Source organism: Pseudomonas sp. PAGU 2196 (assembly GCF_022179005.1).
Lineage (GTDB): Bacteria > Pseudomonadota > Gammaproteobacteria > Pseudomonadales > Pseudomonadaceae > Aquipseudomonas > Aquipseudomonas kermanshahensis.
On record NZ_BNTL01000045.1, the window covers coordinates 26846 to 42283 of the forward strand.

At 65.0% G+C, this 15438-nt stretch carries 13 protein-coding genes; 9 read left to right on the top strand and 4 right to left on the bottom strand.

The genetic code is table 11. The annotated features are described in order from the left end of the window. Positions 1-123: 123 nt before the first annotated feature. The 3 genes from MFF34_RS27135 to MFF34_RS27145 are packed head-to-tail and all read left to right on the top strand — an operon-like array spanning position 124 to position 2766. A complete protein-coding gene (locus MFF34_RS27135; RefSeq protein ID WP_099430715.1) occupies positions 124-906 on the top strand; it encodes a sulfite exporter TauE/SafE family protein in 783 nt (260 codons plus the stop codon). 29 nt (positions 907-935) lie between these two features. Continuing rightward, positions 936-1745: a prolipoprotein diacylglyceryl transferase gene (gene lgt / locus MFF34_RS27140; protein ID WP_027592296.1), complete on the top strand. Its 810-nt coding sequence runs from the start codon at positions 936-938 to the stop codon at positions 1743-1745. A gap of 49 nt (positions 1746-1794) precedes the next feature. Then, positions 1795-2766, top strand: a complete 972-nt coding sequence (locus MFF34_RS27145) for a thymidylate synthase (protein ID WP_099455647.1) — start codon at positions 1795-1797, stop codon at positions 2764-2766. 61 nt (positions 2767-2827) lie between these two features. Here MFF34_RS27145 and cadR read toward each other — a convergent pair whose 3' ends face one another. Further along, a complete protein-coding gene (gene cadR, locus MFF34_RS27150; protein WP_099430714.1) occupies positions 2828-3271 on the bottom strand; it encodes a cadmium resistance transcriptional regulator CadR in 444 nt (147 codons plus the stop codon). Between the two features lie 83 nt (positions 3272-3354). On the opposite strand from cadR, the gene MFF34_RS27155 reads away from it, so the two are divergent. From MFF34_RS27155 to MFF34_RS27175, 5 genes are all read left to right on the top strand, one after another. Next, positions 3355-5568: a heavy metal translocating P-type ATPase gene (locus tag MFF34_RS27155; RefSeq protein ID WP_238217616.1), complete on the top strand. Its 2214-nt coding sequence runs from the start codon at positions 3355-3357 to the stop codon at positions 5566-5568. Positions 5569-5577: 9 nt separating this feature from the next. Beyond that, positions 5578-6447 carry a LysR family transcriptional regulator gene (locus MFF34_RS27160; RefSeq protein ID WP_238217617.1) on the top strand — a complete coding sequence of 290 codons (870 nt, stop codon included), beginning with the start codon at positions 5578-5580 and terminating at the stop codon, positions 6445-6447. Positions 6448-6666: 219 nt separating this feature from the next. Further along, positions 6667-7725 carry a putative 2-aminoethylphosphonate ABC transporter ATP-binding protein gene (locus MFF34_RS27165; RefSeq protein WP_238217619.1) on the top strand — a complete coding sequence of 353 codons (1059 nt, stop codon included), beginning with the start codon at positions 6667-6669 and terminating at the stop codon, positions 7723-7725. A 1-nt stretch (position 7726) separates the two neighbouring features. Then, entirely contained in the window at positions 7727-9451 is a 1725-nt protein-coding gene (locus tag MFF34_RS27170) for a putative 2-aminoethylphosphonate ABC transporter permease subunit (RefSeq protein WP_238217622.1), read from the top strand. A gap of 18 nt (positions 9452-9469) precedes the next feature. Further along, positions 9470-10495 (top strand): putative 2-aminoethylphosphonate ABC transporter substrate-binding protein, encoded by a 1026-nt coding sequence (locus tag MFF34_RS27175; protein WP_238217623.1) that lies wholly within the window; start codon positions 9470-9472, stop codon positions 10493-10495. A 90-nt stretch (positions 10496-10585) separates the two neighbouring features. On the opposite strand, the gene MFF34_RS27180 is transcribed toward MFF34_RS27175, so the two are convergent. Together MFF34_RS27180 and MFF34_RS27185 are read right to left on the bottom strand one after the other, a co-directional pair. Continuing rightward, positions 10586-11950: a GTPase/DUF3482 domain-containing protein gene (locus MFF34_RS27180; RefSeq protein WP_186682847.1), complete on the bottom strand. Its 1365-nt coding sequence runs from the start codon at positions 11948-11950 to the stop codon at positions 10586-10588. After that, complete coding sequence (locus MFF34_RS27185) at positions 11943-13334, bottom strand: DUF2868 domain-containing protein (protein WP_238217625.1); 1392 nt, start codon at positions 13332-13334, stop codon at positions 11943-11945. The genes MFF34_RS27180 and MFF34_RS27185 overlap by 8 nt, the downstream gene beginning before the upstream one ends. 54 nt (positions 13335-13388) lie before the next feature. Here MFF34_RS27185 and MFF34_RS27190 point away from each other — a divergent pair, with 54 nt between their 5' ends. Beyond that, positions 13389-13907, top strand: a complete 519-nt coding sequence (locus tag MFF34_RS27190; protein ID WP_027592306.1) for a dihydrofolate reductase — start codon at positions 13389-13391, stop codon at positions 13905-13907. 89 nt (positions 13908-13996) lie between these two features. On the opposite strand, the gene MFF34_RS27195 is transcribed toward MFF34_RS27190, so the two are convergent. Continuing rightward, positions 13997-15388 (bottom strand): L-cystine transporter, encoded by a 1392-nt coding sequence (locus MFF34_RS27195; RefSeq protein WP_027592307.1) that lies wholly within the window; start codon positions 15386-15388, stop codon positions 13997-13999. Between the last annotated feature and the right edge of the window lie 50 nt (positions 15389-15438).

Consider the following 15438-nt stretch of genomic DNA (forward strand, 5'->3'; position numbering starts at 1 on the left):
GCCTCTGTGTTTTTTGCCACTCTACTCACTGCGGTGGTGCTGATCCATCCTGTCACGAAGTTCACTAGAGCCTCAGGGCCGGCTTCCGTTACCATGCCGGATTGATTTTCTCAGGGGCAACGAATGGAGTTCGTACTCTATCTGCTGTTAGGTGCATGTGCCGGCGTGCTGGCCGGGCTGTTCGGCGTTGGCGGTGGCATCATCATCGTGCCGGTGCTGGTGTTCAGCTTCACCTTGCAGGGCTTCGACCCCTCGGTATTGACCCACCTGGCTGTCGGCACGTCGTTGGCAACCATCATCTTCACCTCGATCAACGCGGTGCTCGAACACCATCGCCGGGGCGCGGTGCAGTGGCCGATCTTCGCCTGGATGACCCTGGGCATCCTGATTGGCGCTGGTATCGGCGCCAAGACCGCCTCGTTGATCCAGGGCCCGCTGCTGCAGAAGATCATCGGTGTGTTCGCCCTGATCATTGCCGCGCAAATGGCCCTGGACTTCAAACCCAAGGCCAGCCGCGGCATCCCTGGCAAGCCCGCGCTGACCGCAGCAGGTGGGGTGATTGGCTGGGCTTCGGCGATTTTCGGTATTGGTGGCGGCTCGCTGACCGTGCCGTTCCTGACGTGGCGCAGCCTGCCCATGCAGCAGGCGGTGGCAACGTCCTCGGCCTGTGGCCTGCCCATTGCCGTGGCCAGTGCCCTGAGCTTCATGTGGCTTGGCTGGCACGAAGAACACTTGCCGGCCCACAGCCTGGGCTACGTGTACCTGCCTGCGCTGGTCGGCATTGCCGTGACCAGCATGTTTTTCGCCCGCTTCGGCGCGCGCCTGGCGCACAAACTGTCGCCACGCCTGCTCAAGCGTTTGTTCGCCGCGCTGCTGTTCTGCGTCGGCCTCAGCTTTTTGATTTAGCTCGCTGATTTGAAACTAGAGGAATATCCATGCTGCCTTACCCGCAGATAGACCCCGTGGCCGTGGCCCTCGGGCCGCTGAAAATCCACTGGTACGGCCTGATGTACCTGGTCGGCATCGGCGGCGCCTGGCTGCTTGCCTCGCGTCGGCTGAACCGCTTCGACCCCACTTGGTCCCGTGAAAAGCTGTCCGACCTGGTGTTCTGGCTATCGATGGGGGTGATCGTCGGGGGCCGCCTGGGTTACGTGCTGTTTTACGACCTGCACGCCTACCTGGCGAACCCGACGCTGATCTTCGAGGTGTGGAAGGGCGGCATGTCGTTCCACGGCGGCTTCATCGGCGTGATGCTGGCGGCGGTATGGTTCGGCAAGCGCAACAACAAGTCGTTCTTCGAGCTGATGGACTTCGTCGCGCCAATGGTGCCGATCGGCCTGGGTGCCGGGCGTATCGGCAACTTCATCAATGCCGAGCTGTGGGGCAAGGCGACCGACGTGCCGTGGGCGATGGTGTTCCCACCGTTCAGCGACCCCGCCCAGCTGCCGCGCCACCCCTCGCAGCTGTATCAATTCGCCCTGGAAGGCGTGGCGCTGTTCCTGATCCTGTGGCTGTATTCGCGCAAGCCACGCCCTACCATGGCGGTATCCGGCATGTTCGCGCTGTTCTACGGGATCTTCCGCTTCATCGTCGAGTTCGTTCGCGTGCCGGATGCCCAGCTGGGCTACATTGCCTGGGGTTGGCTGACCATGGGTCAGATACTCTGCATCCCGATGATTCTGGCCGGCCTCGGATTGATCTGGTGGGCTTATAATCGCAAACCTACGGCGAAACCCGCCATCTGACTCCCAACGGCAGGGGTGATCCCTCTGCCGTTCTTGCTACAGGTAAGCCATGAAACAGTATCTGGACCTGGTCCGTGACGTCATCGAAAACGGCACCCTTCAGGAAAACCGTACCGGCATCCGCACCATCAGCCTGCCGGGCGCCATGCTGCGTTTCGACCTGCAGAAGGGCTTTCCGGCCATCACCACGCGCAAGCTGGCCTTCAAGTCGGCCATCGGCGAGATGGTCGGTTTTCTGCGGGGCGTGAAAAACGCGGGTGAATTCCGTGAGCTGGGCTGCAAGGTCTGGGACCAGAACGCCAACGAAAACGCCCAATGGCTGGCCAACCCGTTCCGCCAGGGGCATGACGACCTGGGCGAGATCTACGGCGTTCAGTGGCGCCAATGGCCGGGCTACAAACGCATCCCGCTGAGCAACCCGGCGGCCATCGAAATGGCCGAAAAACAGGGTTTCCGCAAGATTGCCCAGGACGAGGAAGACGGCCAGGCCTTTGTCATCCTGTACAAGGCCATCGACCAGGTGCGGCAGTGCCTGGACACCATCGCCAATGACCCGGGCAGCCGGCGCATCCTGTTCCATGGCTGGAACTGCGCCCAGTTGGATGAAATGGCCCTGCCGCCGTGCCACCTGCTGTACCAGTTCCACCCGAATGCCGAGACTCGCGAAATTTCCCTGACCCTGTACATTCGCTCCAACGACCTGGGCTTGGGCACGCCGTTCAACCTCACCGAGGGCGCGGCCTTGCTGTCGCTGTTCGGCCGCCTGACCGGCTACACCCCGCGCTGGTTCACGTATTTCATTGGCGATGCCCATGTGTACGAAAACCACCTGGACATGCTCAACGAGCAGCTCAAGCGCGAACCGCTCGAGGCGCCGAAGCTGGTGATCAGCGATCGCGTGCCGGCGTTTGCCGACACCGGCAAGTATGAGCCGGAGTGGCTGGAGAAGATCGAGCCGAGTGATTTCAGCCTGGAAGGGTATGAGCATCATGCGCCGATGACGGCGCCGATGGCGGTGTGATTTTCTAGATTGCCGGGGCTGCCTTGCGTCGCGATTGGGGCGCAAAGCGCCCCCAGCAATCTCAATGCCCGTGGCTTCGCCCCACATGCGAATGATCGCCTTCCGGTACAGATACCGCCCCGTTCACCTCCAGTTGCTGCAAGATCGCGCATTCACTCCCCGGCGCGCTGCACCTCTGTCGCAGCTCCACCAGCTGCTCCTGCAACGCCACCAAACCATCGATACGCGCCTGTACATGGACGATATGCTCGTCGATCAACGCATTGACGCTGCCGCACGACCCTTCGGGGCTGTCGCGCAGGCGTAGCAGGCTGCGGATTTCGTCCAGGGTCATGTCCAGGGTCCGGCAGTTGCGGATGAAGGTCAGCCGCTCGACGTGGGCCTGGGTGTAGAGCCGGTAGTTGCCGTCGGTGCGCGCCGGCTCCGGCAACAGTTGCTCGCGCTCGTAATAGCGGATGGTCTCCACGGCGCAATCGGTGGCTTTTGCCAGTTCTCCAATCTTCATCGCGAAATCTCCAGCGGATGGCTTGACCCTATAGTGGCTACAGGGTGTTCACTTGGCAACAGGCTCACTTTAAGGATGACCCAATGAACCAGCCTGCCAGCCCCCACCACAAGCATGACCACCACGCCCACAGCTGCTGCGGCAGCGCGGCCGCCCCGGCGTTGGTGCAGTTGAGCGAAAAAGCCAGCGGCGACGCACAGCTCAGCCGCTTCCGTATCGAGGCCATGGACTGCCCCACCGAGCAAACGCTGATCCAGGACAAGCTGGGCAAGCTGGCGGGCATCGAGCAGTTGGAGTTCAACCTGATCAACCGCGTGCTTGGCGTGCGCCACACGCTGGCCGGTACCGCCGAGATCGAGCGGGCTATCGACAGCCTGGGCATGAAGGCCGAGCCCCTCATCGAAGGGGACGACGCCGCCGCGAACGCTGCCCCGCCTAGCAAGACCCGCTGGTGGCCGCTGGCGTTATCCGGTATCGCCGCCATCGCTGCCGAAATCGTGCATTTCACCGGGCTTGCACCTGAATGGCTGGTGGCGGCGCTGGCCTTGGCGGCGATCCTGGGTTGCGGCTTGGGCACCTACAAGAAGGGCTGGATTGCCCTGAAAAACCGCAACCTCAACATCAACGCGCTGATGAGCATTGCCGTGACTGGCGCTGTGCTGATCGGCCAGTGGCCGGAAGCGGCCATGGTGATGGTGTTGTTCACGGTCGCCGAGCTGATCGAAGCGCGCTCCCTGGACCGCGCTCGCAATGCCATCAGCGGCCTGATGCAGCTCACCCCTGACAGGGCGACAGTGCTGCAAGCCGATGGCCAGTGGCGCGAAGTGGAAGTGCGCGAGGTGGCCATCGGTGCCTTGGTACGGGTACGGCCAGGCGAGCGCATCGGCCTGGATGGCGAAGTGACCAGTGGCCAATCCAGCGTCGATCAGGCGCCGATCACCGGTGAAAGCCTACCAGTGGAAAAAGCCGTGGGCGACAAGCTGTTCGCCGGCACCATCAACCAGGCCGGTGCGCTGGAGTTTCGCGTCACTGCCGGCGCTGGGCAATCGACGCTGGCGCGCATCATCAAGGCCGTCGAAGAGGCCCAAGGTGCCCGGGCGCCGACGCAGCGTTTTGTCGACCGATTCTCGCGCATCTACACACCCGTGGTGTTCGCCGTAGCCTTGGCGGTAGCGGTCATCCCGCCGCTGTTCATGGCAGGCGCCTGGTTCGACTGGGTCTACCGCGCCTTGGTGCTGCTGGTGGTGGCCTGCCCGTGCGCCTTGGTCATTTCAACCCCGGTGACCATCGTCAGTGGCCTGGCTGCAGCCGCGCGCAAGGGCATCCTGATCAAGGGTGGGGTGTACCTGGAAGGCGGGCGCAAGCTGGACTTCCTGGCCCTCGACAAGACCGGCACCCTGACCCACGGCAAGCCAGTGCAGACCGATGCGAAGGCCTTGGACCCCCTGTTCGAAGGCCGGGCCCAGGCGTTGGCTGCCAGCTTGGCCGAGCGCTCGGACCACCCGGTCTCACGTGCCATCGCCCAATTCGGCAAGGCGCAAGGTTTGGCCTTGAGCGCGGTCGACGGCTTCGCCGCATTGGCCGGTCGCGGTGTGCGGGGGGTGATCGAGGGTGAGCTTTACCACCTGGGCAATCACCGCCTGGTCGAGGAACTGGGCCTGTGCTCGCCTGAGTTGGAGGCGCAACTGGATGCGCTGGAGCGTCAGGGCAAGACCGTGGTCCTGCTGCTCGACCGCAGTGGCCCGCTGGCCCTGTTCGCCGTGGCCGACACGCTCAAGCAGAGCAGCCGCCAGGCGATTGCCGAATTGCATGAACTGGGTATCAAGACGGTCATGCTTACCGGCGACAATCCCCATACCGCCGAGGCCATCGCCGCCCAGGTCGGCATCGATCGCGCCGAAGGCAACCTGCTGCCGGCCGACAAGCTGAAGACCATCGAGGCCCTGTATGCCCAAGGCCATCGGGTGGGCATGGTTGGCGACGGTATCAACGACGCACCGGCCCTCGCCCGTGCCGAGATCGGCTTTGCCATGGCGGCCGCGGGCACCGACACGGCCATCGAGACGGCCGACGTGGCGTTGATGGACGACGACTTGCGCAAAATCCCGGCCTTCGTCAGGCTGTCGCGCCAAAGTGCGGCGATTCTCAGGCAGAACATCGTTCTGGCCCTGGGCATCAAGGCGATATTCCTGGCGATCACCTTTGCCGGCATGGCGACCATGTGGATGGCGGTGTTCGCCGACATGGGCGTGAGCCTGCTGGTGGTGTTCAACGGCTTGCGCCTTTTGCGCAAATAGAGGACGTGCATGCTGAGTTCCGAGCTCAAAGCCTTCTACATGGTGGCCCGCCTGGGCAGCATCACCCTGGCGGCGAAGAAGCTCGGGCTCAGCCAGCCCACCGTGACCACGCAGATCCGCAACCTGGAAAGCCAGTACGCAGTGGAGCTGTTCTACCGGGGCGGGCGGCGCCTGGTGTTGAGCGAGGAGGGCGTGCGCCTGCTGCCGAGGGTCAAGGCGCTGCTGCAGCAGGAGGCCGACATCGAGTTCGAACTGCGCAACAGTGGCCAGGCCCAGGGCAGCCTGCGCATTGCGGCCACGGCGCCTTACTACATCCTCGATCTGGTGAAGGTCTTCCGCGAGCGCCTGCCCCAGGTAGACGTTGCAGTGGAGATCGGCAACTCGCAGCAGGTGCTGGAAATGCTCGAGGACTACCGGGTCGATATCGCCGCTTCGTCGCAATTGGTGGAGGATTCCCGGTTGGTGCGCCGGGTTTTGGGCACCGACCCGTTGGTGGTGGCCGTGCACCGCAACCATCCCTTGGCGCATCGTCAGGTGGTGTCCATCGACGTGGTGGCCGGGCATTGCCTGTTGATGCGCGAGCCGGGGTCGACCACACGCAAGCTGACCGAGCAAATGCTGCAGGAGGCCGGTGTGAAGGCCGGCACGTTGCTGGAGATTGGTAGCCGTGAGTCGATTCGCGAAGCGGTCCTGCGCAACATTGGCATCAGTGTGATTGCCCTCCATGAAGTGCCGCACAACCCAGAATTACGGGTGCTGGCGCTGGAGGAAGCACCGGTGATGCATGAGTACCTGTATTGCCTGAAGGAGCGGCGCCAGGCGCGTTTGCCGGCGGCGTTTCTGGGGGTTGCGCAGGAAGTGGCCGGTTCACAGTTCTAGGTCTGTGTTGGCTTCTTCGCGGGCAAGCCCGCTCCCACAGGTATCCCGCTGCCTTCAGGCACTGTGCGGTCGCTGGGGGAGCGGGCTTGCCCCGCGAAGAGGCCCGCACAGGCCACTACAAAATCTGCCTATACCACTATCGCGCGCTTTTGCCTGAAAGCCACAGAACCGTCGCACAGCCTTCCTAGCATGGCCCCATCTCTTCGATGAGGCCTTGCCATGAACAACGCCACCCCAGGCGCACAGATGAAAGTGCGCAACATCCACAAACGCTTCGGCGCCTTCACAGCGCTCAACGATGTCTCCCTGGACATCGCCGCCGGCGAGCTGGTGTGCTTGCTCGGCCCGTCCGGGTGCGGCAAGACCACGCTGTTGCGCTGCATCGCAGGCCTCGAACGCCAGGACCGCGGTGAGTTGTATATCGGCGAGCGCGACGTCTCGGCGCTGCCACCCCAGGCCCGCGACTACGGCATTCTGTTCCAGTCCTACGCGCTGTTCCCCAACCTGACCGTCGAAGCCAACATCGCCTATGGCCTGACCGGCAGCGGCCGCGAACAGGCCCGCCAGCGGGTGGCCGAAATGCTCCAGCTGGTCGGCTTGTCCGGTAGCGAAAAAAAGTACCCCGGGCAGCTTTCCGGCGGCCAGCAGCAGCGTGTGGCCCTGGCCCGCGCGCTGGCGCCGGCGCCTTCGCTGCTGCTGCTCGACGAGCCGATGTCGGCGCTGGACGCGCGGGTTCGCGAGCACCTGTGCACCGAACTGCGCCAGCTGCAACGCCAGCTGGGTATCACCACCTTGATGGTTACCCACAACCAGGACGAGGCCATGCTGATGGCCGACCGCATTGCCGTGATGAACAATGGCCAGGTCGAGCAGTACGCCACGCCGCAGGCCATCTACGACCAGCCAGCCACGCCCTTCGTTGCCGAGTTCGTTGGCCAGGGTAACTGGCTGCCGTTCCAGCGCAGCGGTGACAGCCAGGCCCAGGTCGGCGGCATGAGCATGCGTTTGTCGCCTGGCTCGGCGCGGGCCAGCAGCGGCCGCCTGTTCTGCCGCCCGGAGGCGATCACGGTCAACCCGCCGGTGCATGAAGAAAACCTGTTTCCAGCCAAGGTCCGCGAGATCACCTTCCTCGGCAATCGCTGCCGCATGAGCTTCGAGTTCAAAGCCTTGCCGGGCCATGCCTTGCTGGCCGAACTGCCCCCCGAGGCCATGCCGCGGCTGGGCTCGCAGGACATCTGGGTGGCGCTGCCACCGCAGAGCCTGCAGGTGTTCGCCTAGGATGGCCGCGCCAATGTCCCTGCCGCTGAACCCGGCCAAGGCCACGTCGCGCCACGGCGTTGCCTTGGGTGACCGGCTGTTCGTCGTCGGTGGGAAGTGGTTGCTGTTGATGCTGCTGGTACTGGCGGTGCTGATGCCGCTGCTGGCGATCTTCTGGCGTGGCTTCAGCGGTGACGCCGGCCAGGGCGGCGGCCTGGCGGCTGCCCGAGCGCTGTTCGCCAGCGAGAACTTCCACTGGCTGCTCGGCAATAGCTTGTCGGTGGCACTCACCGTCGCGGCCATCGTCATCCCACTGGCTTACCTGTTCGCCTATGCGTTGCAACGCACGCTGATCCCGGCCAAGGGCCTGTGGCGGGGCATCTCGTTGCTGCCCCTGCTGGCGCCGTCGATGCTGCCGGCGATCGCGCTGGTCTACCTGTTCGGTAACCAGGGCCTGCTGCGCGGGCTGCTGAGCGACAACATCTACGGCTTTTGGGGGATCGTGCTCGGCGAGGCCATTTACACCTTCCCGCATGCGTTGATGATTCTGCTGTCGGCCCTGTCGCTGGCCGATGCGCGCCTGTTCGACGCCGCCTCCAGCATGGGCGCTGGGCCTTGGCGGGCGTTCTCCAGCATTACCTGGCCCGCCACGCGCCAGGCGGTATTCGCCGCCTTCTGCCTGGTGTTTACCCTGACCATCACTGACTTCGGCGTCCCGGTCGTGGTCGGGGGGGATTATCAGGTGCTGGCCCTGGAGGCTTACAAGGCCGTCGTTGGCCAGCAGCAATTTGGCCGCGGCGCCCTGATTGGTATGGTCTTGCTGGTGCCGGCACTGCTTAGTTTTGCTGTCGATGCCTGGCTGCGCCGCCGCCAGGGCGAGGCCATGAGTGGGCGAGCGCAGGTGTTCGAGCCCAAGCCCTCGCGCCGTCGCGATGCCTGCTTCCTGGCGGTCGTGTCGGTGGTCTGCGCGGTGCTGTTGCTGGTGATCGGCATGGCCGTGTATTCGTCGCTGGTCACCTTCTGGCCCTACAACCTGTCGCTGTCGCTCAAGCACTACCTGTTCGAGGACACCGCCGGCGGAGGCTGGCTGGCCTACCGCAACAGCGTGACCATGGCGATCGGCACGGCATTGATCGGCAGCGTGGTGATTTTCTGCGGTGCCTACCTGATGGAAAAGACCCAGGGCCAACGCCTGCTCAACCAGTCGCTGCGCCTGCTCAGCTTCATCCCCATGGCGGTGCCGGGCCTCGTGCTGGGCCTGGGCTACGTGTTCTTCTTCAACCTCAGCGGCAACCCCTTGCATGTGCTGTACGGCAGCATGGGCTTGTTGGTCATCTGCACCATTGCCCATTACCTGACCACTGCGCAGATGACCGCCACCACCGCACTGCGCCAGCTCGACGGCGAGTTCGAGGCCGCCGCGTTGTCGCTCAAGGCGCCGCTGTATCGGCACTTTCTGCGGGTAACCGTGCCGATCTGCCTACCGGCGCTGCTGGACATCATCCGCTACCTGTTCGTCTCGGCGATGACCACCGTGTCGGCGGCGATCTTCCTCTACAGCCCCGACACCATCCTCGCCGCCGTTGCCGTGTTGAACATGGACGACGCGGGTAACGTCGGCGGTGCCGCCGCCATGTCGACTTTGATTCTGCTGACCAGCGCCAGCGCCTCATTGCTGCTGGCTGCAGCCTCACGCGGCCTGTTGCGCCGCTCCCAAGCCTGGCGCCAACGCGCCGCGGCTGCCTGACCTGTAAGGAACCCCACCATGTTCAAGCACCTTGCACTTGCTGCTGCCGTTTCTGCCGTGTTCAGCCTGCAGGCTTCGGCCGCCGGCACTCAGCTGACGGTCTACACCGCGCTGGAAGCCGAGCAGCTCAAGACCTACAAGCAGGCCTTCGAAAAGGCCAACCCAGACATCGAGATCAAGTGGGTACGCGATTCCACGGGCATCATTACCGCCAAACTGCTGGCTGAAAAAGACCGCCCGCAAGCCGATGCGGTGTGGGGGTTGGCGGCCTCCAGCCTGGCCGTGCTTGACCAGCACGGCATGCTCGAAGCCTATGCGCCCAAGGACCTTGGCAAAATCTCGGCGAACTACCGCGACGCAGCCAACCCACCGGCCTGGGTGGGCATGGACGTCTGGGCCGCGACCATTTGCTTCAACACCATCGAGGCCGAGAAGCAGGGCCTGAGCAAGCCGGTCAGCTGGCAGGACCTGGCCAAGCCTGAGTACAAGGGCAAGATCGTCATGCCCAACCCGGCCTCGTCTGGTACGGGCTTCCTGGATGTCAGCGCCTGGCTGCAGACCTTTGGCGAGCCTCAGGGCTGGGCCTACATGGACGCCTTGCACCAGAACATCGGCCAGTACGTTCACTCCGGCTCCAAGCCTTGCAAGTTGGCGGCGGCGGGCGAGTTCCCGATTGGTATCTCGTTCGAATACCCCGCTGTGCAGCTCAAGCGCCAAGGCGCGCCGCTGGACATCGTGCTGCCCAAGGAGGGCCTGGGCTGGGAGATCGAGGCGACGGCGGTGATCAAAGGCACGCCAAAGGCCGATGCGGCCAAGCGCTTGGCAGACTTTTCGGCCAGCCCTGCGGCCATGGCGTTGTACAAGGAAAACTTCGCGGTGCTTGCCGCGCCGGGTATTGCCAAGCCGCAGACCGAGTTGCCGGCTGATTATGAGCAGCGGTTGATCAAGAACGACTTTGCCTGGGCCTCGAAGCACCGTGACGAGATTCTGGCCGAGTGGCGCAAGCGGTATGACGGTAAGTCGGAGAAGGTGGCGCAGCAGTGAAGGGGTAGGGGTAGGGGGAGGGGTTGGCGGCGCTCGGTCCCCCAGGCGCCGCCCCCCTAAAGGCGAACACCTAGCAGCCCCCACACAAACTCAAATCTGCAACACCAACGCCTCCAACTGCTCCTGCCGCTCCGCCTGATTCACCCGCGCCCCGGGGTTGAGCGTTGACCACTGCGGATGCGCCCGCGCCTTGACCAACGCTTCAGGCAACTTGCCCTCGCGCCAGGCCTTCTCGTCCAGCTCGCCCAAGCGAATGCTGTCTTGCGCCGCATGCCCGCGGTTATCCAGGGCCACCATCAACTGCTGCTGGCGCAATGCCAACAGCCGCAACACCGTATCGTCCACAGTCAGCTCACGCTGCCCTTTGAGCTTGCCCATCAACCGCGACCCGTAATTGCGTGCCGTCTGCAGCGCGCCGCCCGCGATCGCACCCGCCAAGGCCGCCGCGCCCAGGGTCAGGCCTCCGACCAACAGATCGACCCCGGCCCCGGCCGCAGCGCCCGCCGCCACGCCACTGCCCAGGCGTACGCCCAGCAGCTTCAAGGTCTCGGGGTTGAACAGGTCATCGCCCCAACGACCGTCCAGCAACGGCAAATCACTGGCATGGGCGTCTTCGCGGCGGAAGGCATACAGCTTGAGCAGCGCTTCGACACAGCGCTGTTCGCGTTGCCGCACATCCTGGCGCAGCGCTTCGATGGCCTTGGCTTCGGCGGCGGGCTCGGCCACCACGCTGCGCCGGCAGGCGGCGCAGTCGAGCAGCAGCTCGGCGATCAGGCGTTTACCGCTTTGATGGCGGGCTTGGCGTTGCGCCTGCTGGTCGTCGATCAGCCGTTGCAGGGCAGGGCGGGCGTCTTCCAGCAGCAGGGCCAGGCTTTCGTACAGGCGGCGCTCGCCGTCTTCCGGCGGGGCCACGCTGTCGAACCGTACCAAGGCGTGAAGGCCAAGCCGGGCAAGGGCTTCACGCCATTCGGGCTCGCGGTGCTGGCTGCTGGCGACGAAGTTGAGCACGGGTAGCAGCGGCTTGCCGCAACTGGCCAGCACCTCCAGTTCGTCGCGGTACTTGGCCAGCACTGGCTCGCGGGCGTCGATCACGTACAGGCCGGCATTGCTGGCCTGCAACTGGCGCAGCACCTTGGCCTCCTGCTCGAAGCGTTGGCGTGCCTCACTGCCCTGGAGGAAGCGTGCCAGCCGGGCCGGGCCGTCCAGGCGCTCACCCGGGCGCTCCAGCCGTTCGAGGTAGTCGAGCAGGGCAATGGCGTCTTCCAGGCCAGGGGTGTCATACAGCTCCAGCAGGGGCTCGCCGTCCACCGACAGGCGTGCGCCCTCCACATGGCGGGTGGTGCTGGGGCGATGGGACACCTCGCCAAAGCTCACGTCGCGGGTCAAGGTGCGCAGCAGCGAAGTCTTGCCGACATTGGTGTGGCCGACCACGGCCAGTTTAAGCGGCTCAGTCATGGCCATGCTCCAACCAGGTCAAGGGCGAGGTGTCGGCGTGGGGCAGGCCGAGGCGGTCCAGCGCTTCGTGCCAGTCGCCCAGGCGCTCGGCGTCCAGGGCCTGGCCTGGGGCCGCCTGCAGCAGCCAGATACGGGTGGCGCCGGCGTTGCGTGCCAGCTCGGCCAGCAACGCCAGGCTGCCGCGATCGGGCGAACGGCGTGGGTCGCAGGCGATAGCCAGGCGCGCCGGGGGGAAGCGGCTGAGTTGTTCGAGCAGCCGGTTGCGTGATTCACGACTATCGAGCACGCCGGCATCGGTCACGCTTTTGGGCAGGGCGGGCGGCCAGGGGCGCTGGTCATCCAGCTCCAGGCCGACCAGCAAGGCACCGCTGCTGCCGCTTTCCAGTTGCCCGGCAGCGAAGTGGGGCAAGGTGTCGGGCGCGGCGTCCTGCACACCGATGCGCTCGCTGCGTGGCATAAGGCTTTCGCGCAATGCCGCGTAGCCTGGCAGGCTGAGGTCCAGCGCCAGGCGTGCGCGGCCTTGGCGCCAGCGCCACAGGCACAGTGCGGCCAAGAGCAGGCGTGGTAGCAGGCCATAGACCAGCACCACACCGAGCAACCAGCTGGCCCAGGCCTGGCGGGCCAGGTCCAGGGCCGGCAGCGTGTCGCCGCTGGCGCGGATCATGGCTTCGTCCGGCACGCCAAAGCCCAGCAGCGAAGGCACGGCGCCGAGCGCCTGGGTCATGTGGATGAACGGCTCGGCGGCAAGCAGGGTGGTTTCCCAGACAAAGCCATAGCGCCGTGTGGCCAGCAACGCCAACAGCATCGCCAACGCGGTCATCATCGCCAGCAGCCACAGCCCGTGCACCAGCACGCCAAGCAGCCAGCGATTCAGGCGCTGGCGCTGCAGCAGCACCAGCAACGCGGGCGCAAGGTGCGCGGCCTTGGCATCGCGGGCAAAGCGTTCGCTCAGCCACAACCAAAGCCGGCCCAGCCCAGCGCCGTGTTCGCCGCTCAGGCTGAAGCCGATCGCCCAGCTCAGCAGCATCACCAGGTTCAACCCCAGCAGGCTGCCCAGTGCCCAGAACACATTCACCGGGCGTTGGCCATCGCCCAGCGCCGCGAAGGCCAGGCCCGCGCCGCTGAAGGCGGCCATGATCAACAGGGCCAGCAGTGCCAGGCGCGCGCCCTGCTTCCAGTGGCGCAGGGCGGCTGTCATGCCGTCGCGTTCGGCCAGGAACAGCGCGCGCGTTTCAATACGGGTCGCCAGGTCGCCGCCGGCCTGGCGGGCGTGGCGGTTGGCTTCCTGGTCTTCCAGGGGGCCGGCATGTTCCTCGCGCAGGCGTACTGCTTCGGTGAGCCAGCGTTTGTCCAGTGGCGTCGGTCCAGTCACAAGGTCTTCCATTGCACAGGTCAGGGCAGAAGCATAACCCACGGCGGGTTTGCTATCCTCGCTGGCATGACTAGCACACTCCCCCTCAGCCTGATCGCGGCCCTCGCCGAGAACCGCGTGATCGGCATCGACAATTCCATGCCCTGGCACCTGCCGGGGGATTTCAAGTACTTCAAGGCCACGACCCTGGGCAAGCCGATCATCATGGGGCGCAAGACCTGGGACTCGCTGGGCCGGCCTTTGCCGGGGCGGCTGAATATCGTGGTCAGCCGCCAGCCGGGGCTGGCGCTGGCCGGTGCCGAGGTGTTCGCCTCGCTGGAAGCTGCACTGGTGCGCGCCGAACAGTGGGCGCGCGAGCAGGGCGTCGATGAGCTGATGCTGATTGGCGGGGCGCAGCTGTATGGGCAGGCGCTGGAGAAAGGGCTGGTGAGCCGCATGTACCTGACCCGGGTCGAGCTGTCGCCTGAGGGCGATGCGTGGTTCCCGGCGTTCGACGAGGCGCAGTGGCGCCGGGTGAGCAGTGAGCCGCAAGCGCCTGAAGGGGCTGGGCCGGCGTATCACTTTGATGTTTGGGACAAGGTTTGAGATTTTTGGGGGGCGCTCGCGCCCCATCGCGACGCAAGGCCGCTCCTACAAAAAGACCGCGTCTTCACTGTAGGGGCGGCCTTGCCGTATCAGCTATGACTCAGCGTTGCATGCTGGTCATCGGCTAACACGTCCTGGTCAGTCTCTTTCAACAGCTGGCTGGTCACCACCCCGGCCGTCATCGAGCCATTCACGTTCAGTGCCGTGCGGCCCATGTCGATCAACGGCTCCACCGAAATCAGCAGTGCTACCAGCTCAACCGGCAAGCCCATGGCCGGCAGCACGATCAGCGCGGCGAAGGTCGCACCACCGCCTACTCCGGCTACCCCGGCCGAGCTCAGGGTGACGATGGCGACCAGGGTCGCGATCCACAGCGGGTCGAAGGTGTCGATGCCCACTGCCGGGGCAACCATCACGGCCAGCATGGCCGGGTACAGGCCGGCGCAACCGTTCTGACCAATCGTCGTGCCGAACGAGGCGCTGAAGCTGGCGATCGACTGCGGCACACCCAGGCGACGGGTTTGCGCTTCGATGTTCAGCGGGATGCTCGCGGCGCTGGAGCGGCTGGTGAAGGCGAAGGTCAGCACTGGCCACACCTTGCGGAAGAAGCGCAGCGGGCTGACGCCGGTCGCCGCCAGGATGACGGCGTGCACCACGAACATCAGCCCCAGGCCGATGTACGAAACGACGACGAAGCTGCCCAGCTTGAGGATGTCGTCCAGGTTGGAGCTGGCGACCACTTTGGTCATCAAGGCCAGCACACCATAAGGGGTGAGCTTCATCACCACGCGCACCAGGCGCATGACCCAGGCTTGCAGGGTGTCGATGGCCGACAGGGCGCGCGCGCCTTTCTCGGCGTCGTCCTTGATCAGTTGCAGGGCGGCCAGGCCGACGAACACGGCGAAGATCACCACGCTGATGATCGAGGTTGGCTTGGCCCGCGCCAGGTCGCCTACCGGGTTGCTGGGGATGAACGACAGCAGCAGTTGCGGGATATTGAGGTCGGCGACCTTGCCCGCATAGTCGCTGTGGATCGCTTGCAGCCGCGCGCTTTCCTGCACGCCAGCCACCAGGCCGTCGGCGGTCAGCCCGAACAGGTTGGTCAAGACGATGCCGATCAATGCGGCGATGGCAGTGGTCAGCAGCAAGGTGCCGATGCTCAGCACGCTGATGCGGCCAAGCGAGGAGGCATTGTGCAAGCGTGCCACGGCGCTGAGGATCGAGGCGAAGATCAGCGGCATGACGATCATCTGCAGCAAGCCGACATAGCCGTTGCCGACCAGGTCGAGCCAGGCGATGGTGGCTTTCAATACCGGGTGGCCAGCGCCATAGATCGTGTGCAGGACCAGGCCGAACACCACGCCCAGCACCAGGCCCAGCAAGACCTTCTTGGCCAGGCTCCAGTCGGTGCGGCGAGTTTGTGCCAGGCCCAGCAGCAAGGCCAGGAACGCCAGCAGGTTGAGAGACAGCGGCAGGTTCATTGAAGCTCCAACAAAAAACAGAAGAGGCATCGCCTCTGTGAGCGATTGCG